The sequence below is a fragment of the Neorhizobium sp. 2083 genome (assembly GCF_031455615.1).
Lineage (GTDB): Bacteria > Pseudomonadota > Alphaproteobacteria > Rhizobiales > Rhizobiaceae > Neorhizobium.
In genome coordinates, this window is the sequence record NZ_JAVDTC010000001.1 from 1,157,901 (window position 1) to 1,177,193 (window position 19,293).

General features: G+C 62.2%; 19 protein-coding genes and 1 pseudogene. 16 read left to right on the forward strand and 4 right to left on the reverse strand.

Annotated features, from left to right (window positions below; genetic code table 11):
• Positions 1-42: 42 nt before the first annotated feature.
• The 3 genes from ugpB to rsmI all read right to left on the reverse strand — a co-directional run bounded on the left by ugpB (position 43) and on the right by rsmI (position 2,797).
• A complete protein-coding gene (gene ugpB / locus J2X76_RS05955) occupies positions 43-1,371 on the reverse strand; it encodes a sn-glycerol-3-phosphate ABC transporter substrate-binding protein UgpB (protein ID WP_113125506.1) in 1,329 nt (442 codons plus the stop codon).
• A 123-nt stretch (positions 1,372-1,494) separates the two neighbouring features.
• Positions 1,495-1,893 (reverse strand): YraN family protein, encoded by a 399-nt coding sequence (locus J2X76_RS05960; protein ID WP_113125505.1) that lies wholly within the window; start codon positions 1,891-1,893, stop codon positions 1,495-1,497.
• A complete protein-coding gene (rsmI, locus tag J2X76_RS05965) occupies positions 1,880-2,797 on the reverse strand; it encodes a 16S rRNA (cytidine(1402)-2'-O)-methyltransferase (protein ID WP_310214022.1) in 918 nt (305 codons plus the stop codon). Before rsmI ends, J2X76_RS05960 begins: the two co-directional genes overlap by 14 nt.
• A 270-nt stretch (positions 2,798-3,067) precedes the next feature.
• Here rsmI and dnaN point away from each other — a divergent pair, with 270 nt between their 5' ends.
• The 7 genes from dnaN (at position 3,068) to J2X76_RS06000 (ending at position 8,071) form a co-directional block, all read left to right on the forward strand.
• A complete protein-coding gene (gene dnaN / locus J2X76_RS05970) occupies positions 3,068-4,186 on the forward strand; it encodes a DNA polymerase III subunit beta (protein WP_113125503.1) in 1,119 nt (372 codons plus the stop codon).
• Between the two features lie 117 nt (positions 4,187-4,303).
• A complete protein-coding gene (gene pmtA / locus J2X76_RS05975) occupies positions 4,304-4,897 on the forward strand; it encodes a phospholipid N-methyltransferase PmtA (protein ID WP_113284961.1) in 594 nt (197 codons plus the stop codon).
• Positions 4,898-4,899: 2 nt separating this feature from the next.
• Positions 4,900-5,493, forward strand: a complete 594-nt coding sequence (locus J2X76_RS05980) for a histidine phosphatase family protein (RefSeq protein ID WP_310214025.1) — start codon at positions 4,900-4,902, stop codon at positions 5,491-5,493.
• Positions 5,490-6,182: an orotidine-5'-phosphate decarboxylase gene (pyrF, locus tag J2X76_RS05985; RefSeq protein WP_113125500.1), complete on the forward strand. Its 693-nt coding sequence runs from the start codon at positions 5,490-5,492 to the stop codon at positions 6,180-6,182. The genes J2X76_RS05980 and pyrF overlap by 4 nt, the downstream gene beginning before the upstream one ends.
• Positions 6,183-6,287: 105 nt before the next feature.
• The gene (locus J2X76_RS05990) at positions 6,288-6,575 is read left to right on the forward strand and encodes a DUF1330 domain-containing protein (RefSeq protein WP_037079589.1); all 288 of its coding nucleotides are present in this window, start codon (positions 6,288-6,290) and stop codon (positions 6,573-6,575) included.
• 102 nt (positions 6,576-6,677) lie between these two features.
• Positions 6,678-7,658, forward strand: a complete 981-nt coding sequence (locus J2X76_RS05995) for a complex I NDUFA9 subunit family protein (protein ID WP_310214032.1) — start codon at positions 6,678-6,680, stop codon at positions 7,656-7,658.
• Positions 7,659-7,918: 260 nt separating this feature from the next.
• A complete protein-coding gene (locus J2X76_RS06000; protein ID WP_113125498.1) occupies positions 7,919-8,071 on the forward strand; it encodes a hypothetical protein in 153 nt (50 codons plus the stop codon).
• Between the two features lie 150 nt (positions 8,072-8,221).
• On the opposite strand, the pseudogene J2X76_RS06005 reads toward J2X76_RS06000, so the two are convergent.
• A pseudogene (locus J2X76_RS06005) lies at positions 8,222-9,022 on the reverse strand (undecaprenyl-diphosphate phosphatase); the annotation flags it as partial.
• 156 nt (positions 9,023-9,178) lie between these two features.
• Here J2X76_RS06005 and J2X76_RS06010 point away from each other — a divergent pair.
• From J2X76_RS06010 to J2X76_RS06050, 9 genes are all read left to right on the forward strand, one after another.
• Positions 9,179-9,871: a glutathione S-transferase family protein gene (locus tag J2X76_RS06010; RefSeq protein ID WP_113125496.1), complete on the forward strand. Its 693-nt coding sequence runs from the start codon at positions 9,179-9,181 to the stop codon at positions 9,869-9,871.
• Positions 9,852-11,027 (forward strand): tRNA epoxyqueuosine(34) reductase QueG, encoded by a 1,176-nt coding sequence (gene queG / locus J2X76_RS06015; protein ID WP_310214036.1) that lies wholly within the window; start codon positions 9,852-9,854, stop codon positions 11,025-11,027. Before J2X76_RS06010 ends, queG begins: the two co-directional genes overlap by 20 nt.
• Complete coding sequence (locus J2X76_RS06020) at positions 11,027-11,899, forward strand: SDR family oxidoreductase (protein WP_310214038.1); 873 nt, start codon at positions 11,027-11,029, stop codon at positions 11,897-11,899. The genes queG and J2X76_RS06020 overlap by 1 nt, the downstream gene beginning before the upstream one ends.
• Positions 11,900-12,281: 382 nt before the next feature.
• Positions 12,282-12,692 (forward strand): septal ring lytic transglycosylase RlpA family protein, encoded by a 411-nt coding sequence (locus J2X76_RS06025; RefSeq protein ID WP_113284965.1) that lies wholly within the window; start codon positions 12,282-12,284, stop codon positions 12,690-12,692.
• 97 nt (positions 12,693-12,789) lie between these two features.
• The gene (locus J2X76_RS06030) at positions 12,790-14,079 is read left to right on the forward strand and encodes an RsmB/NOP family class I SAM-dependent RNA methyltransferase (RefSeq protein ID WP_310214040.1); all 1,290 of its coding nucleotides are present in this window, start codon (positions 12,790-12,792) and stop codon (positions 14,077-14,079) included.
• Between the two features lie 134 nt (positions 14,080-14,213).
• Positions 14,214-15,491 (forward strand): imelysin family protein, encoded by a 1,278-nt coding sequence (locus tag J2X76_RS06035; RefSeq protein WP_310214042.1) that lies wholly within the window; start codon positions 14,214-14,216, stop codon positions 15,489-15,491.
• A gap of 120 nt (positions 15,492-15,611) precedes the next feature.
• Positions 15,612-17,081 (forward strand): di-heme oxidoredictase family protein, encoded by a 1,470-nt coding sequence (locus J2X76_RS06040; protein WP_310214731.1) that lies wholly within the window; start codon positions 15,612-15,614, stop codon positions 17,079-17,081.
• Positions 17,081-18,184 carry an imelysin family protein gene (locus J2X76_RS06045; RefSeq protein WP_310214044.1) on the forward strand — a complete coding sequence of 368 codons (1,104 nt, stop codon included), beginning with the start codon at positions 17,081-17,083 and terminating at the stop codon, positions 18,182-18,184. Before J2X76_RS06040 ends, J2X76_RS06045 begins: the two co-directional genes overlap by 1 nt.
• A 4-nt stretch (positions 18,185-18,188) precedes the next feature.
• Positions 18,189-19,271 carry a DUF1513 domain-containing protein gene (locus tag J2X76_RS06050; RefSeq protein WP_310214734.1) on the forward strand — a complete coding sequence of 361 codons (1,083 nt, stop codon included), beginning with the start codon at positions 18,189-18,191 and terminating at the stop codon, positions 19,269-19,271.
• Positions 19,272-19,293 lie beyond the last annotated feature (22 nt).

Sequence of the window (19,293 nt, forward strand, 5' to 3'; positions counted from 1 at the left end):
CCTCCCCGGGGATCGGGAAGGGCTTGAGGTTTAAGGCGATGCTTAGTTGGAATTCGAAGCTTCGAATTCGCGCAGGACAGCGTTGCCAGCCTTGGCAGCATCGTCGAGAGCCTGCTGGCCGGTCTTCTTGCCGGACAGGACGGTTTCGAACTGCTGGTCGATCAGGTCGCGGATCTGGGTGAGGTTGCCGAAGCGGACGCCCCTGGAGTTGTCCGACGGCGTGCCGCGGGTGATCTGCTTGATGGCGATATCGGAACCCGGGGTCTTTTCATAATAGCCCTGCTTCTGACCAAGCTCGTAGGCAGCGTTGGTGATCGGCAGGTAACCGGTGAACTGGTGCCAATCGGCCTGGACTTCCGGCTTGGAGAGGTAGGTGAAGAACTTGGCGACGCCCTTGTAGACGTCGGGGTTCTTCTGGCCGTTCAGGGTCCAGAGCGTGGCGCCGCCGATGATCGAGTTCTTCGGCTCCTTGGTGACGGTGTCGTCATAAGGCATCGGCGCGAAGCCGACCTTGAAGCCCTTGGCATTGTTGATGACGCCGGCGCGCGAAGCGGAGGAGCCCATGTAGATGGCGCACTGCTGCGCATAGAACATCGGAGCGGTTTCAGCACCGCCACCCGGGCCGCCGTACTTGAAGACCTTGGCATCCTGCTGCTTCTTCAGGTTATCCCAGAATGCAGCCTGTTCCTTGCCGTTGAACTTGAACTCGGTCTTCAGGCCGCCGAAGCCGTTCTGAAGCGTGCCGTAGGGCAGGTTCTGGATGGCCGAGTAGTTTTCAAGGCCAACCCAGGTCGCAGCGTAAGACAGCGTGAAGCCGCAGGCAGCAGCGCCGGAATCGACGATCTTCTTGCCCATGGCGGCAAGTTCGGCCCAGGTCTTCGGGGCAACTTCCGGATCGAGGCCAGCCTTCTGGAAGACGTCCTTGTTGTAGTACATGATCGGGGTCGAGGAATTGAAGGGCATCGACAGGATGTTGCCCTGGGCGTCCGAATAGTAACCTACGACCGGGGCGAGGAAGCCCTTCGGATCCCAAGGCTCCTTGTTGTCGGCCATCAGCTTGTAGACCGGGTAGACGGCACCCTTGGCGGCCATCATCGTGCCGGTACCGACTTCGAAGACCTGAACGATGGCCGGCTGCTGGCCAGCGCGGAAGGCGGCGATAGCGGCGGTCAGGGTTTCCGGATAGGTGCCCTTGAAGACCGGGACGACCTTGTAGTCGCTCTGGCTGTCGTTGAACTTCTGAGCGATCTCTTCGAGCTTCTTACCGAGCTCGCCGCCCATGGCGTGCCACCAGGTGACTTCGGTCGCGGCAAGCGACGAGGTCGCGGACAGGGCGACCGCGATCGCGGCCATCGAAAGCTTTTTGAACATTTTAACGTCCTCTCCACCGTTGTTGGGGTGAGGATCGCAATAGGGCCCGGCTGTGACAGGCCCTTAACAGTTTCGTGTCAGAAATATTACATTGCACAGCCATGCAAAAATTTCACATGAGCGTCAGAAAGCGTTCGCAAAATGCCGCGGCAGGCGGCCGGGAAGAACCGCGACCACATCGTAACGCCGTGACAATCTTGCGGCATCCTTCCGTTTGGAAAGCCAGAGGTCACTTGCCGCGCGAATGCGCTTCTGGGTCGTGAAACCGACGGCATCGACAGCCGCCTGTTCCCCAACCCGCGCCTTGACCTCGACAAAGGCCACCAGATCGCCCTTTCGGACGATGAGATCGATTTCGCCGAGCCTGGTGCGGTAGCGGATCGCAAGAACCCTGTAGCCTTTGGCCAAGAGATAAAGTGCTGCAAGATATTCCGAGACATGGCCCCATCGCTGAGCCTTCCGCCTTTCGGCAGCTTGCCGGTCGGGCCGGCGGCGTTTCAGGCCTCGGTCACTCTCCGTCACCTGCCTCGCCTTTCAGGTTGAGGAGCCGCTGGTAAAGATCCTTGCGCGGAAGTCCCGTGATGCGAGCAGCCTCGGCGGCGGCCTTGGCGGTCGGCATAGTCGCCGAAAGCCGCCGCAGCAGCGCGTCCACCTCGACCTCGCCGGGCGGCTCCTCGGCTTCGGGCGGCGCCAGAAGCAACACGATCTCGCCCTTCACGACGCGATCGTCATTATAATAGGCGGCAAGCTCCTCCAGCGTGCCGCGGCGGAACTCTTCAAACGTCTTGGTCAATTCGCGGCAGACCGTCGCGCGCCGGCGAGCTCCCAGCACTGCTGCTGCGGCGGCGAGCGTGGCGCCGATGCGATGCGGTGACTCGAAAAAAATCAAGGTCGCCGGCACTTTCGAAAGCTCCGCCAGCCGGTCGCGGCGGCCCTTGTCCTTGACTGGCAGGAAGCCCGCGAACAGGAACGCATCGGAGGGCATGCCGGAACCGACGAGGGCTGCGAGCGGCGCGGAGGCGCCGGGGACGGGCACGACCTTGTGACCGGCCTCGATCGCCATCTGACCAAGCCGGTAGCCGGGATCGGAGACCAGAGGCGTGCCGGCGTCGGAGACCAGTGCCACGGACTTCCCCTCCTCCAGCGCGGCGATGAGCTTCGGGCCGACTTCGTCGGAATTGTGCTCGTGATAGGCATAGGGCCGGTTGACGATGCCGTAGCGGTCGAGCAGCACGCGGGTGACGCGGGTATCCTCGCAGGCGAGCACATCGGCGCCGGACAGGGTTTCGAGTGCCCGCAGCGTGATGTCGCCGAGATTGCCGATCGGGGTTGCGACCAGATAAAGCGCCGGCTCCAGCGGCCGCGCGGCTACGAAAGTATTGGCGACGCGATAGCCGCGCTGGCTGCTCTTCAGGTCATCGGTCAAGGGATGTCACGCGCAAAAGGATGGTCATGCGCCTTTATGGGCAAGCCGGCCGGCTTCGGCAAGTAAAGCGCAACCTGTTGAGAACGCATATTTTCTGTGTGCAGTGCATGGGACATATATGAAATGGCTTGCTAACGCCTTGCTCACCTCTTGCTTTTCGAACGTGTTGTCTGCCATTTTGCCGGTCCACATCATCCGGCTGGTCCCAAGCCGGCAGAATATCAGGGGTCCGGCCCTGCCGGATCGCCACGGTCGAAAGCGATAGCGTCCATGCGTATTACTCTTGAGCGGTCAAACCTTCTGAAGTCGCTGAACCACGTGCATCGCGTGGTGGAGCGTCGGAACACGATCCCGATCCTCTCCAACGTGCTGATGCGCGCGTCGGGCGCCAGTCTCGACCTGAAGGCGACCGATCTCGATCTTGAAATCACCGAAGCCCTGCCGGCCATGGTCGAGACTGCTGGTGCCACGACGGTTCCCGCACACCTGCTTTACGAAATCGTCCGCAAGCTGCCGGACGGGTCGGAAGTGCTGCTTGCCACCAATCCGGACGGCGGGTCGATGACCGTGCAGTCCGGCCGCTCCAAATTCTCGCTGCAATGCCTGCCGGAATCCGACTTCCCGGATCTCACCGCCGGCAGCTTCACGCATACGTTCAAGCTGAAGGCGACCGATCTGAAAATGCTGATCGACCGCACCCAGTTCGCGATCTCCACCGAGGAGACCCGTTATTACCTGAACGGCATCTTCTTCCACACGATCGAAGCCGGCGGAGACCTCAAGCTTCGCGCGGTCGCGACCGACGGTCACCGCCTGGCGCGCGCCGATGTGCAGGCGCCCTCAGGCTCGGAAGGAATGCCGGGCATCATCATTCCCCGCAAGACGGTCGGCGAGCTGCAGAAACTGGTCGACGATCCGGAAGCGGTCGTCACTGTCGAAGTCTCGGATGCAAAGATCCGCATAACGCTCGGCACCGTCGTCATGACGTCCAAGCTGATCGACGGCACTTTTCCCGATTACCAGCGCGTCATTCCCTCGGGCAACGACAAGGAAATGCGTGTCGATTGCCAGAGCTTCACCAAGGCAGTCGATCGCGTGTCGACCATCTCCTCCGAGCGTGGCCGCGCGGTCAAACTGTCGCTGACCGACGGCCAGCTGATGCTGACGGTCAACAATCCGGATTCGGGAAGTGCTACGGAAGAAGTTGCGGTCGGTTACGACAATGATCCGATGGAGATCGGCTTCAACGCCAAATATCTGCTGGATATCACCGCCCAGCTTTCGGGGGACGACGCGATCTTCATGCTGGCGGATGCCGGTTCTCCGACATTGGTACGCGACACGGCAGGCGACGACGCGCTTTACGTATTAATGCCGATGCGCGTTTAAATCATCAGAGGCGGCTGGAAAATCCAGCCGCCTTTTTCATGCGGTTTTCCCGGTGCGACATTTTTCCTTGCTTTTGCGGCATGAAGGTCCACATGGGACGAAAGGAGAGGATAAAAAATGGAACTGCGCCTGAAGGAGCGGCTTGGCCGCAAGTTCGACGATGAGATCCGGTTCTTCAAGGGCTGGATCGACGGCCCGAAACGGGTCGGCGCGATCTGCCCCACCTCCTCCGTCACCGCCAAACGCATGGCAAGCGTCATCGACACGGCCTCCGGCCTGCCCGTCCTCGAACTCGGACCCGGCACGGGCATCATCACCAAGGCAATCCTGAAGCACGGCATTTCGGCGGAAAACCTGGTCTCGATCGAATATTCGACCGATTTCTTCCAGCATCTTGTACGCACCTATCCGGGCGTCAACTTCGTCAATGGCGACGCTTTCGATCTCAATCGCACCTTGGGTGCCTGGAAGGACAAGACCTTCGACAGCGTGATTTCGGCGATCCCGCTTTTGAGCTTCCCGATGGAGCGCCGCATCGCGCTGCTGGAAGACCTGCTCGACCGCATTCCCGCCGGCCGGCCCGTGATGCAGATCACCTACGGCCCCGTCTCGCCGATCATCGCCCAGCCCGACCGCTACCGGATCAAGCACTACGACTTCGTCGTCCGCAACATTCCGCCGGCGCAACTCTGGACTTATACGCGCGGCTGACCATGGCGTTCGGTCTCTACATCACCCATCCGCAGGTCCGCATCGACCCCGATGTCCCGGTGCCGCGATGGGGGCTTTCGGATCTCGGCGCCGCCCGAGCCCGTGAGGCCGCACAATCCGCCTGGGCACGGAAACTCGGCCGGATCATTTCCAGCGACGAGGTGAAGGCGATCGAAACTGCGGAAATCCTTGGCTCCGCGACGGGGATTTCGATCGAGATCGCCGGGGACACCCATGAGAACGACCGTTCGGCGACCGGCTTCCTGCCGCCGCCGCAGTTCGAGGACGCCGCAAACTGGTTTTTCGCCCATCCCGAGGATAGTTTCCAAGGCTGGGAGCGCGCCGTGGATGCGCAGAAACGCATCGTGACCGCCGTCACGAGAATTCTCGCCGATCACGATCATCGCGTGCCGATCGCCTTCGTCGGCCATGGCGGCGTGGGCACGCTTCTGAAATGCCATCTCTCCCGCAAGCCTATCGCCCGCGACCGGGACCAGCCGGGCGGCGGCGGAAATCTCTTCTGCTTCGCCCTTGCGGATCGGACTGTCTCATGCGACTGGACGCCCATCGAAAAATGGGAAGGGTTCCAGGCATGAACGCACGCGACCGCCTCATCGTAGGCCTCGACATCCCGACGATCGGCGAAGCCGAAAAGATGGTTTCCGCGCTCGGCGACACCGTTTCCTTCTACAAGATCGGCTACCAGCTCGTGTTTGCCGGCGGTCTCGAATTCGCCCGCGACCTCGTGAAAGACGGCAAGCAGGTCTTTCTCGACATGAAGCTGCTCGACATCGACAACACGGTGGCGAAGGGCGTGGAGAACATCGTCAAGATGGGCGTGACCATGCTCACTCTGCATGCCTATCCGAAGGCGATGCGCGCCGCCGTCGAGGCCGCCAGGGGCTCGGACCTGTGCCTGCTCGCGGTGACCGTGCTGACCTCGATGGATGAGACGGATCTCGTCGATGCCGGTTACGAATACGACCCGCATACGCTGGTTCTGCGCCGCTCCGAACAGGCGCTGGCATCGGGCATGGGCGGTATCGTCTGCTCGGCCGAGGAGTCCGCCGCGGTGCGCAAGATCGTCGGCCCCGACATGGCGATCGTCACGCCCGGCATCCGCCCGGCAGGCTCCGAGGCCGGCGACCAGAAACGAGTGATGACGCCAGCCGATGCGCTCAACGCCGGATCAAGCCATCTTGTCGTCGGACGCCCGATCGTCAAGGCGCCCGATCCGAAGGCCTCGGCGCAAGCGATCCTTGCCGAAATGCAGGGCGTGCTCTGACGCGAACGATGCGGGAGTGCCGACATGGCGGCCTCCGTTCATATTGACTCGCCCGGGAATTTGCCTGAAGTCATCCGAACCGAAAAACGCATTGGAGGAGATACCATGGCCAAGGGATATTGGGTCGCCCGCGTCGATGTCCGCGATCCGGAACGCTACAAGGATTACATCGCAGCGGCCACGCCCGCCTTCGAGAAATACGGCGCCAATTTCCTCGCCCGTGGCGGTGCGATGGCGGCGATGGAAGGCAAGTCCCGCGCCCGCAACGTGATCATCGAGTTTCCCTCGATGCAGGCCGCGATCGACTGCTACAATTCGCCGGAATACGCGATCGCCATCAAAATCCGCCAGGAAGTCGCGGATGGCGAAATCGTCGTCCTCGACGGTCTTTGAGATCCGCATATCGCGTGCGGTGCGGCAGTGGAGACACTTCCACCCGTGCCGCGATTCGGTTAAACACCACTCATCTCTTCCCCTAGGCTCCCGGAGCACGCCATGACCGTCAACAACCTTCCGCCACTCGTTACCGTCTTCGGAGGATCGGGTTTCGTCGGCAGGCATGTGGTGCGGGCGCTTGCAAAGCGCGGCTATCGCGTCCGGGTCGCCGTTCGCCGCCCGGATCTCGCCGGCTTCCTGCTGCCGGCAGGTTATGTGGGCCAGATCTCGCTGATCCAGGCGAACCTGCGTTACCGCCAGTCGGTTCTGCGCGCTGTCGAAGGCGCTTCGCATGTGGTCAACTGCGTCGGCATCATGTTCGAGAGCGGCCGCAACACGTTCGACGCGGTCCAGGATTTTGGCGCCCGCGCGGTCGTGGACGCAGCCCGTACGGCCGGTGCCAAGCTCACCCATATTTCGGCCATCGGTGCCGATGCCAATTCGGAATCTTCCTATGCCCGCAGCAAGGGCCGTGCCGAGGCGACGATCCTCTCGACGCTGCCGGACGCCGTGATCCTGCGCCCGTCGATCATGTTCGGCGCGGAAGACAGTTTCTTCAACAAATTCGCGTCCATGGCCCGCACTTTCCCTGCCCTGCCGCTGATCGGCGGCGGCAAGACGAAATTCCAGCCGGTCTATGTCGAGGATGTCGCCGAAACGGTCGCCCGTTCCGTTGACGGCACGATCGCGCCCGGCCAGATCTATGAACTCGGCGGCGGCGAAGTCATGACTTTCCGCCAGTGTCTCGAGACGATGCTGCGCGTCACCAACCGCAGCAATGCGCTGGTCTCGCTGCCCTTCGGCATCGCATCGCTGATCGGCAGCATCGCGTCGCTCATCCCCTTCATCCAGCCGCCGATCACCAGCGATCAGGTAAAGCTGCTGAAGACCGACAATGTCGTCTCAGACGCTGCCGCCACGGAAGGCCGCACTTTGTCGGGGATAGGCATCCGGCCGACGCTCGTTTCCTCCGTCCTGCCATCCTACCTTGTACAGTATCGTCCGCAGGGCCAGTACACCGGTTCGGGCCGCGCGGCCTGATATCATTAACCATATCCGGCGATTTGTTTCGCCTCGACACGGCAGCACTGTCCCGCTGAAAAATCGGGCAGCCCTTTGTTGTCGCTCATGTTTCGGGCAAGGATAGTGGCACAAAGGTCGCAGTGGCCGAAGCAGTGGCGTTAACGACCGGTTCAGCAAAATCCTTTATTGAATTCTTCTAATCCAACCCATAAATCCACCCTCACGAGACAAGCGGCGCAACCGTGACGATAAAATCATCCATCGAAAGGCATTCCTCCATGGGCAAGCCCATCGCCCTCTTTTTTGCGTGTGCAGCACTGATCATCCTCGCGGGCTCTTTCATGGCCCCGACGACGGGAGCCGCCGGCAAGAGCGAATGCACGCCCGCATATGGCGTCGATCCGTGCAGCACGGCATCCATCCGTCACTGAGCGTTCAACGCGCAAAAAAAAGGCCGCTTCTCAGCGGCCTTTTTCTTGCCGAAGCTAAGACGATCCTCACTTTACCAGTGCGGGACGCAGGGCAGTATCGGCAGGCGCCCCAGCGCTTGAGACCACCGCATTCTGGCCACCGTGCTGCGGGACCGATCCCAGGGCGATCAGGCCAAGAAGCAAAAATCCAAGAATGATTCTGTAGATAGCAAAAACGGTAAAGCGGTTACTGCGGATATAAGTCAGCAGCCATTTCACTGCGACGAAGGCAACGATCGTCGATACGACGAAAGCCACGCCGAGAGACGTCCAATCCTCGTGCCCGGCGCTGCCGTCCTTGAGCGTCTTCACCAGCTCGTAGCCACTTGCCGCATACATGGTCGGAATACCAACGAGGAAGGCGAACTCCGTGGCCGCAGCCCGGCTTCCCGTACCGGCCAACATGGCGATGAAGATCGTGGCGCCTGAACGCGATGTTCCGGGGAAGACGCCGGCAACGACCTGGGCAATACCGACCAGGATGGCGACGAGCCAGGTTATCCGGGTGGAAGCCGGCCTGCGTGCGGCCGCCCATTCGGCAAAAATCATCCAGATGCCGCCGATGATCAGCGCCCAGGCAATCGGTGCCGCGTCGTTGGGAAGCGCGAATCCGAGCTTCTTTACGATCAGGCCGAGAACTGCGGTGATCAGGAAAGCGACGATCAGCTTGGCGGCATAATCGCGGTTTTCCGGTTCGCGCCAGCCCAGCAGCAGATTGAGCAGGCGGCGCCAGTAGATGATGGTCACGGCGATGATGGCGCCTGCCTGGATGACGATGTTGAACGTATCAGACCGGTGGCCCAGCCATTGCTCTGCGATGATGAGATGGCCAGTGCTGGAGATCGGCAAAAACTCGGTAATACCCTCGATCACACCGAGGATGAGCGCACTGATGATGGACTGATCCGCCATTCTTAATCCTTTATTGAGTAGATAAGGGCAGTTTTAAGCACTTTATGAGGCCTTGCTTGTCTTGGGCCTACCAAATCCATATAGCTGCCATATGTCAGGCGGGCGCGTGAGGCGCCCCTACCCCTCCTATACGAAGTTCGTGAAGTTCAAGTATCCATGCCCACGCTCTATCATCATTCCATGTCTTCGGCCTCGCGGTTCGTCCGGCTGATCCTTGCCGAATACGGCTTCCAGGCGGATCTGGTTGAGGAGCAGCCGTGGGAGAAGCGTCGGGAATTCCTGACGCTCAATCCGGCGGGCACGCTTCCGGTCTATGTCGACGACAGCATGAGAGTGCTTTGTGGCCCTTCCGTGCTCCTGGAATTTCTCGACGAAACGCATGGCGTGCTGAAGCGCGACCGCCGGCTGCTTGCCGAGGACCCGTGGCAACGGGCCGAGATCCGGCGCCTGACGGAATGGTTCCTGCAGAAGATGGAACAGGACGTTACCCGGCCGCTGACCCGCGAACGGGTCTTCAAGCTGCAGATGACGACGGCCCAAGGCGGGGGAGCGCCTGATTCGAAGGTACTGCGCACATCCCGCGCCAATATCCGCCAGCATATGAAATATCTCTCCTGGCTTGCCGGTTCGCGGCCCTGGCTTGCGGGCGACCGCTTGAGCTATGCCGACCTTGCCGCCGCCGCCTCGATTTCGATCCTCGACTATCTTGGAGAGATCGACTGGTCGGAGACGCCGGTCGCCAAGGACTGGTATCAGCGGCTGAAATCCCGCCCTTCCTTCCGGCCGATGCTTGCCGAGCGCATCCGCGGCCTTACCCCGGTATCCCACTATGCGGACCTTGATTTCTGACGCGCCCGCGCGCGAGGAAGAAAAGGCGCTTCGGCGGCGGGAGAAGCTGACCGCCTTCATCCGCGAGGAAGCGGCGGCCCAGGGATTCGATCTTTGCCGCATCACCGGCCCGGACAGCATTCCGCAGGCGCCTGAGCGGCTGGAGATCTTTCTGGCCGACGGACACCACGGCAGCATGGACTGGATGGCGGAGACGAGGCTGCGCCGCGCCGATCCAAAAGTGCTGTGGGATCAGGTGCGTTCGATCGTCATGTTCGGGCTCAACTACGGCCCGGACGAAGACCCGCGCGGCATTCTGGAAAAAACGGACAAGGCGGCCATCTCCGTCTATGCGCGCAATCGCGATTATCACGATGTGATCAAGGGGCGTCTCAAGGAGATCGCCACACGTTTTGCCGCGCGTGCCGGCGAGGACGTCAAGGTTTTCGTCGATACCGCGCCGGTGATGGAAAAGCCGCTGGCGGCGGCGGCCGGACTTGGCTGGCAGGGCAAGCACACCAATCTCGTCAGCCGCACCCATGGGTCCTGGCTGTTCCTGGGCAGCCTGTTCACCACGGCGGACCTTATTCTGGATGAGGCCGAGACAGACCATTGCGGTTCCTGCCGCGCCTGTCTCGATGCCTGTCCGACGGCTGCCTTTCCGGCGCCCTATCGGCTCGATGCCCGCCGCTGCATCTCCTACCTGACGATCGAGCACAAGGGGCCGATCGAGCCGGAGTTCCGGCCCCTGATCGGCAACCGCGTCTATGGCTGCGACGACTGTCTTGCCGCCTGCCCCTGGAACAAGTTCGCCGCCAGCGCCTCGGAAATGAAGCTGCAGGCACGCGAGGACCTCAAGGAACCGTCGATCGCGTTTCTGCTGACCCTTGACGACGCGACCTTTCGAACCTTCTTCAGCGGCTCGCCGGTCAAGCGCATCGGGCGTGACCGTTTCATCCGCAATGTGCTGATCGCCGCCGGCAATTCCGGTGATGCCGGGTTCATCGGGCAATGTCTCGTCCTTGCGGGCGACCCCTCGTCCGTGGTGCGCGGCATGGCTATATGGGCTCTGAAGCGGCTGATGACAGAGGACGATTTTGCACGGTTCGCCAAGGCACGTGGTGCGGAAGACGATCCGGAGGTACGGGAAGAATGGCGACTGGCGGGAGCGGCATAATGAATGTGATGATCTTCGGGTGCGGTTATTCGGGCCAGGCGATCGCCGAAGCTTTTGGATCCGAAGGCCATCCGGTCTCCGGCACGGTCAGGACGGCCCACAAGGCGCTGGAGCTCACGGCCCGGGACGTCAAGGCATTCGTGTTCGACGGCAGCCCGTTCAGCGATGAACTTCTGGCGGAACTGCGGGCGATCACGCATCTGGTGCAGTCGATTCCGCCGGGCACGGAGGGCGATCCGCTGCTGAAGCTCGTCTCCGGTCGGCTGCGGGAACTCTGCCCGAAACTCGAATGGATCGGCTATCTCTCGACGGTCGGCGTCTACGGCGATCACGGCGGCGGATGGGTCACCGAGGAAACACCGGGCAGTCCGATCCAGGGCCGTTCGATCGAGCGGGTGGATACCGAGGAAGCATGGGCTGCCGAAGGCAAAGCCGCGGGCATTCCCGTCGCCAGCCTTCGTCTCTCCGGCATCTACGGACCGGGCCGCAATGCCTTCGTCAATCTCGCACGCGGCACGGCGCGGCGTATTATAAAGAGAGACCAGGTCTTCAACCGGATCCGCGTCGAAGACATCGGCGGCGCGGCGCTCTTCCTCGCGAAGGGCAACACGGGTGGCATATATAATGTCACCGACGACGAGCCCGGTCCCCCGCAGGATGTCATCGTCGAAGCGGCGCGGCTGATGGGCGTCGAACCGCCGCCGGAACTGGATTTCGAGACCGCCGACATGACGCCGATGGCGCGCTCCTTCTATGGCGCCAACAAGCGCGTTTCGAACGCCAAGATCCGCGCCGCAGGCTTCGAATTCCGCTTCCCTACCTACCGGATGTCGCTCACGGAGATGTGGCACTCGGACCGCTGGCGAGGGTGAAATTCCCATTTTGAAACGGTGGAAATTTCCATCCTGATCGGTCGATCTAGTTATTATTTCTTAAGACTTACGGCTGAGCGTCACAAAATTTGCCCAAATGAGGCATTAAATCTCGCCTCGCGATAAATTTTTTTCTACGATTTTCGTGATCGGCAGCTCGTCGCGAGTCGCGCTGAAACGGTATTCCGCTTTCTGACTGTTTTTAAAGGTTTTCTTCCGCAGAAGGTTAGCTGGCTTCTTAAAAAGATTCGCCAAATTATAATCACGAATGTTACAGTCCGTAACGTTCCGTGATCGAAAGACCCACTTTTTCGCCACTTTTCGCCCCGCTTAGCCGTTTTGCACGCAACGTGCAGGGACAAAACGAACGGGGACGACCGACTTGACAACAATTCGACGCTCGACTTTCGCCGCGGCCTCCATTGCTGCTTTTGCAACTCTCGGCGCCGCGCAGGCCAATGCTGCGCCCGGATGCGGCCACGCATCCTGGTATGCCCTCGGATCCAAGACCGCATCCGGGGAACGAATGAACGCCTCTCTCATGACGGCGGCGCACCGGACGCTGCCGTTCGGCACCAAGGTGATGGTGACGAACAAGCGCAACGGCAAAAGCGTTGTCGTGCGCATTAACGACCGTGGCCCCTTCATCCGCGGCCGCGTCCTCGACGTCTCCAAGGCCGCAGCCAAGGACATCGGCATGATCAGTTCGGGCACCGCCCAGGTCTGTTATCAGATCGTCGATGCCGCCGACCAGAAAGTCCCGGGCAAGGGCCAGAAAGCGATCGACGGCTGAGGCCGGTCAGAGAGACCGTTTAGGCCGACCCCTTGCCCTGTCGCGCAATCGCGGTTACGACCCCTGCCATACGGGTGCAACCGACACGGAGTGTGACATGCGATTGGGCGGACGAATTGCCGGCGCCATAGAAGTGCTGGCCGACATCGAGACGCGCAAGCGCCCTGTCGCCGATGCCCTCAAGGACTGGGGCCTCGCCCATCGTTTCGCCGGTTCCGGCGATCGTGCCGCGATCGGCAACATCGTCTACGACGCGCTGCGCATGCGTCTTTCGCACGCCTGGCTCATGGACGACGACAGCCCGACCGCCCTGGCTTATGCGGTCCTCATCCGGCAATGGGGCCTTACGCCCGAGGCTCTTCAGGCCGAATTTGCCGACGACCGCTTCGCGCCGCCGGCCTTGACCGAGGCGAACCTCTCGTCGCTCGCCTCCCGCAATCTCGACGACGCGCCCCTCCATGTTCAGGGCGACATCCCGGACTGGATCCAGCCATCCTTCGAAGCCAATTTCGGCGAGGACTGGCTGATCGAGGCCAAGGCTTTGGCCGGCCGTCCGACCCTCGATCTGCGCGCCAACACGTTGAAGGCGTCTCGCGAGAAGGTCGTCAAGGCGCTGGAACGCTCGGCCGCGAAACCTTCGCGCATCGCCCGCAACGGCATCCGGATTGCCGCCGGCGAGGGAGCGTCCCGCCTGCCCAACGTCACCGCCGAGCTTTCGTTCCAGAAAGGCTGGTTCGAAGTTCAGGACGAAGGCTCGCAGATCGTCGCCGACCTGGTGCAGCCGGGCGAGCACCATCAGGTCCTCGACTATTGCGCCGGCGGCGGCGGCAAGACGCTCGCCATGTCGGCCGCCATGCACAACAAGGGCCAGATCCACGCCTATGATGCCGACCGCAAGCGGCTGGCGCCGATCATCGAACGGCTGCGCCGTGCCGGCACCCGCAATGTGCAGGTGCATGACGATGCGCGGCAGCTCAACGGCCTGAAGGGCAAGCTCGACGCCGTTCTGGTCGATGCGCCCTGCACCGGTACAGGCACGTGGCGCCGTCGCCCGGACACCAAATGGCGGCTGACGCCGAAAAACCTCGACGAACGCATCACCCAGCAGCAGGAGGCGCTGTCCGAAGCCGCCGTCTTCGTGAAGCCCGGTGGCGCCCTGCTCTATGTTACCTGCTCCATCCTGCCGGAGGAGAACGATGCCCAGGTTTCCCGCTTCTGTGCCGAGAACCCGCAATTTTCGATTGCGCCTGCCGCAGAACACTGGGGCGGTATTTTCGGGAAAGACGCCCCGCAGCCTCGCTCGAAAGATGCGCTGACGGTGACGCTGACGCCCGCAAGTACCGATACGGACGGATTCTTTTTCTGCCGCATGCAACGCAAAGCTTGAGCGCATCAGGGGCAAAGTCAAAGTCGAGTTCTACTTTCAAATTATTCTAAACTAGATAGTTTGACACCAGTTTCCAATTGCGCGATGAACCCTTTGACGGCCGGGGAGAGATCCGGGCCGTGAAGGAGAGGGACATGATCCGCAAGACCGTTCTTGGCGCCGCCCTGGCGCTTTTCGCAGCTTCCGCGGCGTTCGTCGTGACAGAGGCTGAGGCCGCCACCACATCCGCCGCCGTTCTCAAGCATTATGCCGAACTGGCGCATGCGAAATACGAGGATTCGCTGACGACCGCGCAGACGCTCGACAAGGCCGTCAATGCGCTGATCGCCAAGCCCAGCGAAGAGACGCTGAAGGCTGCCAAGGACGCCTGGATCGCCGCCCGCGTTCCCTATCAGCAGACGGAAGTCTACCGGTTCGGCAACCCGATCGTCGACGATTGGGAAGGCAAGGTGAACGCCTGGCCGCTCGATGAAGGCCTGATCGACTATGTCGATGCCTCCTACGGCACCGAGAGCGACGAGAACGCGCTTTATACCGCCAATGTCATCGCCAACCCGAAGATCAAGGTCAACGGCAAGACGCTCAATCTTTCGAAGTTCGACGCCAAGACCCTGCGCAGCCTGAACGAGGCCGGCGAGATCGAGGCGAATGTCGCGACCGGCTACCACGTCATCGAATTTCTGCTCTGGGGCCAGGACCTGAACGGCACCGGACCGGGCGCCGGCAAGCGTCCCTATACGGATTACGACAAGGCCAATTGCACCAATGGCCATTGCGACCGCCGCGCCGAATACCTGAAAGCCGCGTCCGCCCTGCTGGTCTCCGACCTCAAGGACATGGTTGTCGCCTGGGCTCCGAAGGGCAAGGCCGCCAAGAACGTGCAGGCCAATTCCAAGAAGGGCCTGACCGCCATCCTGACAGGCATGGGCTCGCTCTCCTACGGCGAGCTTGCCGGCGAGCGCATGAAGCTCGGCCTCCTGCTGCACGATCCGGAGGAGGAGCATGACTGCTTCTCCGATAACACCTACAACTCGCACCTCAACGACGCGATCGGCATCAAGTCGGCCTATACGGGCGAATATACCCGCGTCGATGGCACCAAGATGACCGGTCCGTCGCTTTCCGAGCTGGTTGCGGCGACCGACAAGGCGCTCGACACCGAAATGCTCGGCAAGCTCGACGCGACGCTTACCTCCATGAACGCCATGGCCGACCGCGCAAAGAAGGTCGAAGCCTATGACCAGATGATCGGCGAAGGCAATAAAGAGGGCAATGCGGTCGTCCAGAAGGCGATCGACGGCCTGATCGACCAGAGCAAGAGCGTCGAGCGCGTCATTGCGTCGCTGAAGCTTGGCAAAGTAGAGCTTGAAGGTTCCGACAGCCTCGATAATCCTGACGCCGTCTTCAAATAAGCAATGAAAAGGCGGGCCGCGGCTGACCTTCAGCCTGCGGCCCGATTTCCCATGAGAAAGCCCAAGTCTTTCGTCTTCCTGTTGCCGTTGCTTTCGGGCGCCCTGCTTCTCACGCCGCTGATGGCGATCGGTGGCGATGCTCTTTTCCCGAACACCCGCACGGATCTCAATCCGAAGGACCAGAAACGCGTCGAGAGCGTGACCCGCCCGACGACGGATTTCTCCAAACCCGAGCCGTTCGAGACCATGTCCGGCGGGGCTGCGACCAGCCGCGCCGACGTCAATGGCGATGCCTTCTCGCATTTCTCCGCCAACATCACCTTCGAGGAAGAAGGGACGTTCAAGCTCGGCAATGCGCTGTTCACGAAACTCTGGGTCTCGGCACCCTCCTCCACGCAGGCGTCCGACGGGCTCGGTCCCCTCTTCAATGCGCGCGCCTGCCAGAGCTGCCACCTGAAGGACGGCCGGGGGCATCCTCCCGAGGGCGGTGCCGACGCGACGTCGATGTTCCTCCGCCTCGCCCGCCCTGCCCGCACCGACAACGAGCGCGAGGCCATCGCCGACTACCGGAAACTCAATTTCCCTGACGCGACCTATGGCGAGCAGTTGCAGGACCTCGCGGTACCGGGTCTTTCAGCCGAGGGCCGGATGAAGATTTCCTACGAGGAAATCCCGGTCAAGCTCGGCGACGGCGAAATCGTCAACCTGCGCAAGCCGACCTATTCGGTCGCCGACCTCGGTTACGGCGCGATGGAGGGCGACGTGACGCTGTCGCCGCGCATCGCGCCGCCGATGATCGGCATGGGCCTCATCCAGGCGATCCACGACGCCGATATCCTTCGCCTGGCCGATCCCGAGGACAAGGACGGTGACGGGATTTCCGGCAAGCCGGCCATGGTGCGCGACCACAAGACCGGCGAGCTGAAGCTCGGCCGCTTCGGCTTCAAGGCGCAGAACGCCTCTGTCCGCGATCAAAGCTCCTCTGCCTTCGCCGGCGACCTTGGCATCTCCACGCCCGACAACCCGTTCGACCACGGCGATTGCACCAAGGCGGAGGCCGCGTGCCTCGCGATGCCGACCGGCGTGCAGGAACGGCTCGGTCCTGTCGAGGCACCGGATCCGGTTCTGCCCCTCGTCACCTTCTATTCCGAAAACCTCGCAGTGCCGGCCCGGCGCGACATCGCCGACAAGACGGTGCTGAAAGGCAAGGAACTCTTCTACCAGTCCGGCTGCACCGCCTGCCACGCGCCGAAATTCGTGACCAGCCGCGACGCCGGGAACAAAGCGCATGTTTTCCAGCTCATCTGGCCCTATTCGGACTTCCTTCTGCATGACATGGGCGAAGGGCTGGCCGACAACCAGCCGGTGGGTGTCGCTACCGGCAGCGAATGGCGCACCCAGCCGCTCTGGGGCATCGGGCTGACCGAAACCGTCAACGCCCACACATTCTTTCTGCATGACGGGCGGGCGAGGAACCTCACCGAAGCCGTTCTCTGGCATGGCGGGGAGGCGCAGAAGGCCCGCGATGCATTCGCCGCACTTTCCAGGCAGGATCGTGCCGCCCTGGTCAAATTCCTGGAGTCGCTCTGATGCGCAAGATTGTCTTTGCCGGACTCGTCTCATTGCTTCCCGCCGCCGCCTTGGCGCAGGAGGGCGATGCCGCCCCTTCCGTGGACCTGCCGATGGCTGAGGTCACCAAGGTGATGACGGCCGCGGTCGATGGGTTCATCCGGCCGGGTTACGACGCCTTTCACGAGGCTTCCGGCAAGATGACGACCGCGATGAAGGCGCTCTGCGAGGCGCCCTCCAGGACGAGTTACGATGCCGCGAAAAGCGCCTTCCGCGATGCGGCGGTGAGCTGGGCGCATATCGAAGTGGTCCGCGTCGGGCCGGTCATCGAGCAGAACCGCTTCGAACGCATCCTCTTTTATCCCGACCGCAAGAGCACAGGGCTGAAGCAGGTGCAGTCCGTATTGTCCAAAGCGGACGAGACTGCCACCGATCCTGCGACACTCGGCACCAAAAGCGTCGCCATGCAAGGATTTGGCGCGCTGGAATATGTGCTTGCCGGCACCGGCTCCGAGGAGCTCCTGAAAACCAAGAACGGTTACCGCTGCCGCTATGGTGCCGCGATAGCCGGCAATATCGCCAATGTCGCGAAGGAACTGTCCGATATCTGGGACGCACCGGACGGCATCCAGAAGGCGTGGGAGCAACCGGGGCCGGACAATCCCAGCTTCCGCACCAGCGGTGAGGCGATCACGGCGCTGCTCGGCATTCTGGTGCATGGCGCCGAAGCGGTGCGCGACCAGCGGATCGAGACTTTCTACAAGGGCGAAGACAAGGCGAAGTTTCCGAAACAGGCGCTGTTCTGGCGCTCGGAAAACACCTGGCCGACCATAAGGGGCAATCTCGAAGGCCTTTCGACCCTGCTGGAAAAATCCGGCATGGTCGCGCTGCTGCAGGAAAAGGACCGGCCGATCGTCGCCGCTACCCAGGCGCAGCTGAAATCGATGATCGAGCTTTCGGCCAAGGTCGCGCCCGACCTCGAAAAGGCAGTCGAAAACGCCGCCGAGCGCAGGAAGCTCGACAAGCTGCTGGCCGACGGCAAGGAGGTCATCGCCAAGCTGAACGACGGTTACGGCGGCGCGATCGGCCTCAGCTCCGGCTTTTCCTTCTCGGATGGCGACTGAGGCCATGTGGCGCGGCGAGGCCATCGACCGGCGCGGCTTCCTGAAGGCGGCGGGGATCACCTTTACCGCCGCCCTTTCGCCGCGCTCGCTGATGGCGCTGGAACGGGCCGATGCTGTTTATGCTTCCGGTTTTCGCGCCCCGGACGGCTCTTTCGGGGTCGCCACGGTCTCGGAACGCGGGGAGATCATCGACCGCGTGGCGCTTCCCGCCCGCGCCCATGGCATTGCCTATAGCGCCGCCACCGGCCGGACCGTGGCCTTCGCCCGGCGGCCCGGCACCTTCGCCATGGTGTTCGATCCGTCGCGGCAGGCCGAACCGGTGATGATCAGCTCGCCGGAAGGACGGCATTTCTACGGCCACGGCCATTTCTCGCCGGATGGAAGCCGGCTTTATGCCAGCGAGAACGATTTCGACGGCAATCGCGGCATGATCGGCGTCTACGATGCGCGTGACAAATTCCGCCGCATCGGCGAGTTCGACGCCCATGGCATCGGCACCCATGACATGACCGTGTCCGACGACGGCGAGCTGCTCGTCATCGCCAATGGCGGCATCGAGACCCATCCGGATTTCGGGCGCGCCAAGCTGAATGTCGATCGCATGGAGCCGTCGCTGGTCCTGCTTGATGCGAAGACCGGCGCGCTCATCCAGCGGCACACTCTGCCCGTTTCGCTGAGACAGCTCTCCACCCGCCATCTCGACATTGCCGAGGATGGCCGCATCTGGTTCGCCTGCCAGTGGGAGGGCGAACGCAACGCCCTGCCGCCGCTCGCCGGCTGGTTTTCGAAGGGCGACGACCTGTCCTTCGCCAAGCTGCCGGAGGAGACCACCATCCGGCTCGGCAATTACGTCGGCGCGATTGCCGTCAACCGCCGCGACGGCGTCGTCGGCCTTACCTCGCCGGTTGGCGGGGCCGCGGTCACGCTCGATGCGAAAACCGGCACGGTGGTGAAGGAAGAGGCCGTCCGTGAGGCTGCGGGCGTCGCGCCCGCCGCACATGGCATCGCTGTCTCCTCCTATGACGGACGGTTCAACGATACCCGCAGCAAGGTCGCCTGGGACCAGCATATCATTCGGCTGGGCTGATCTGGCCAGCGCAACAGTCCGC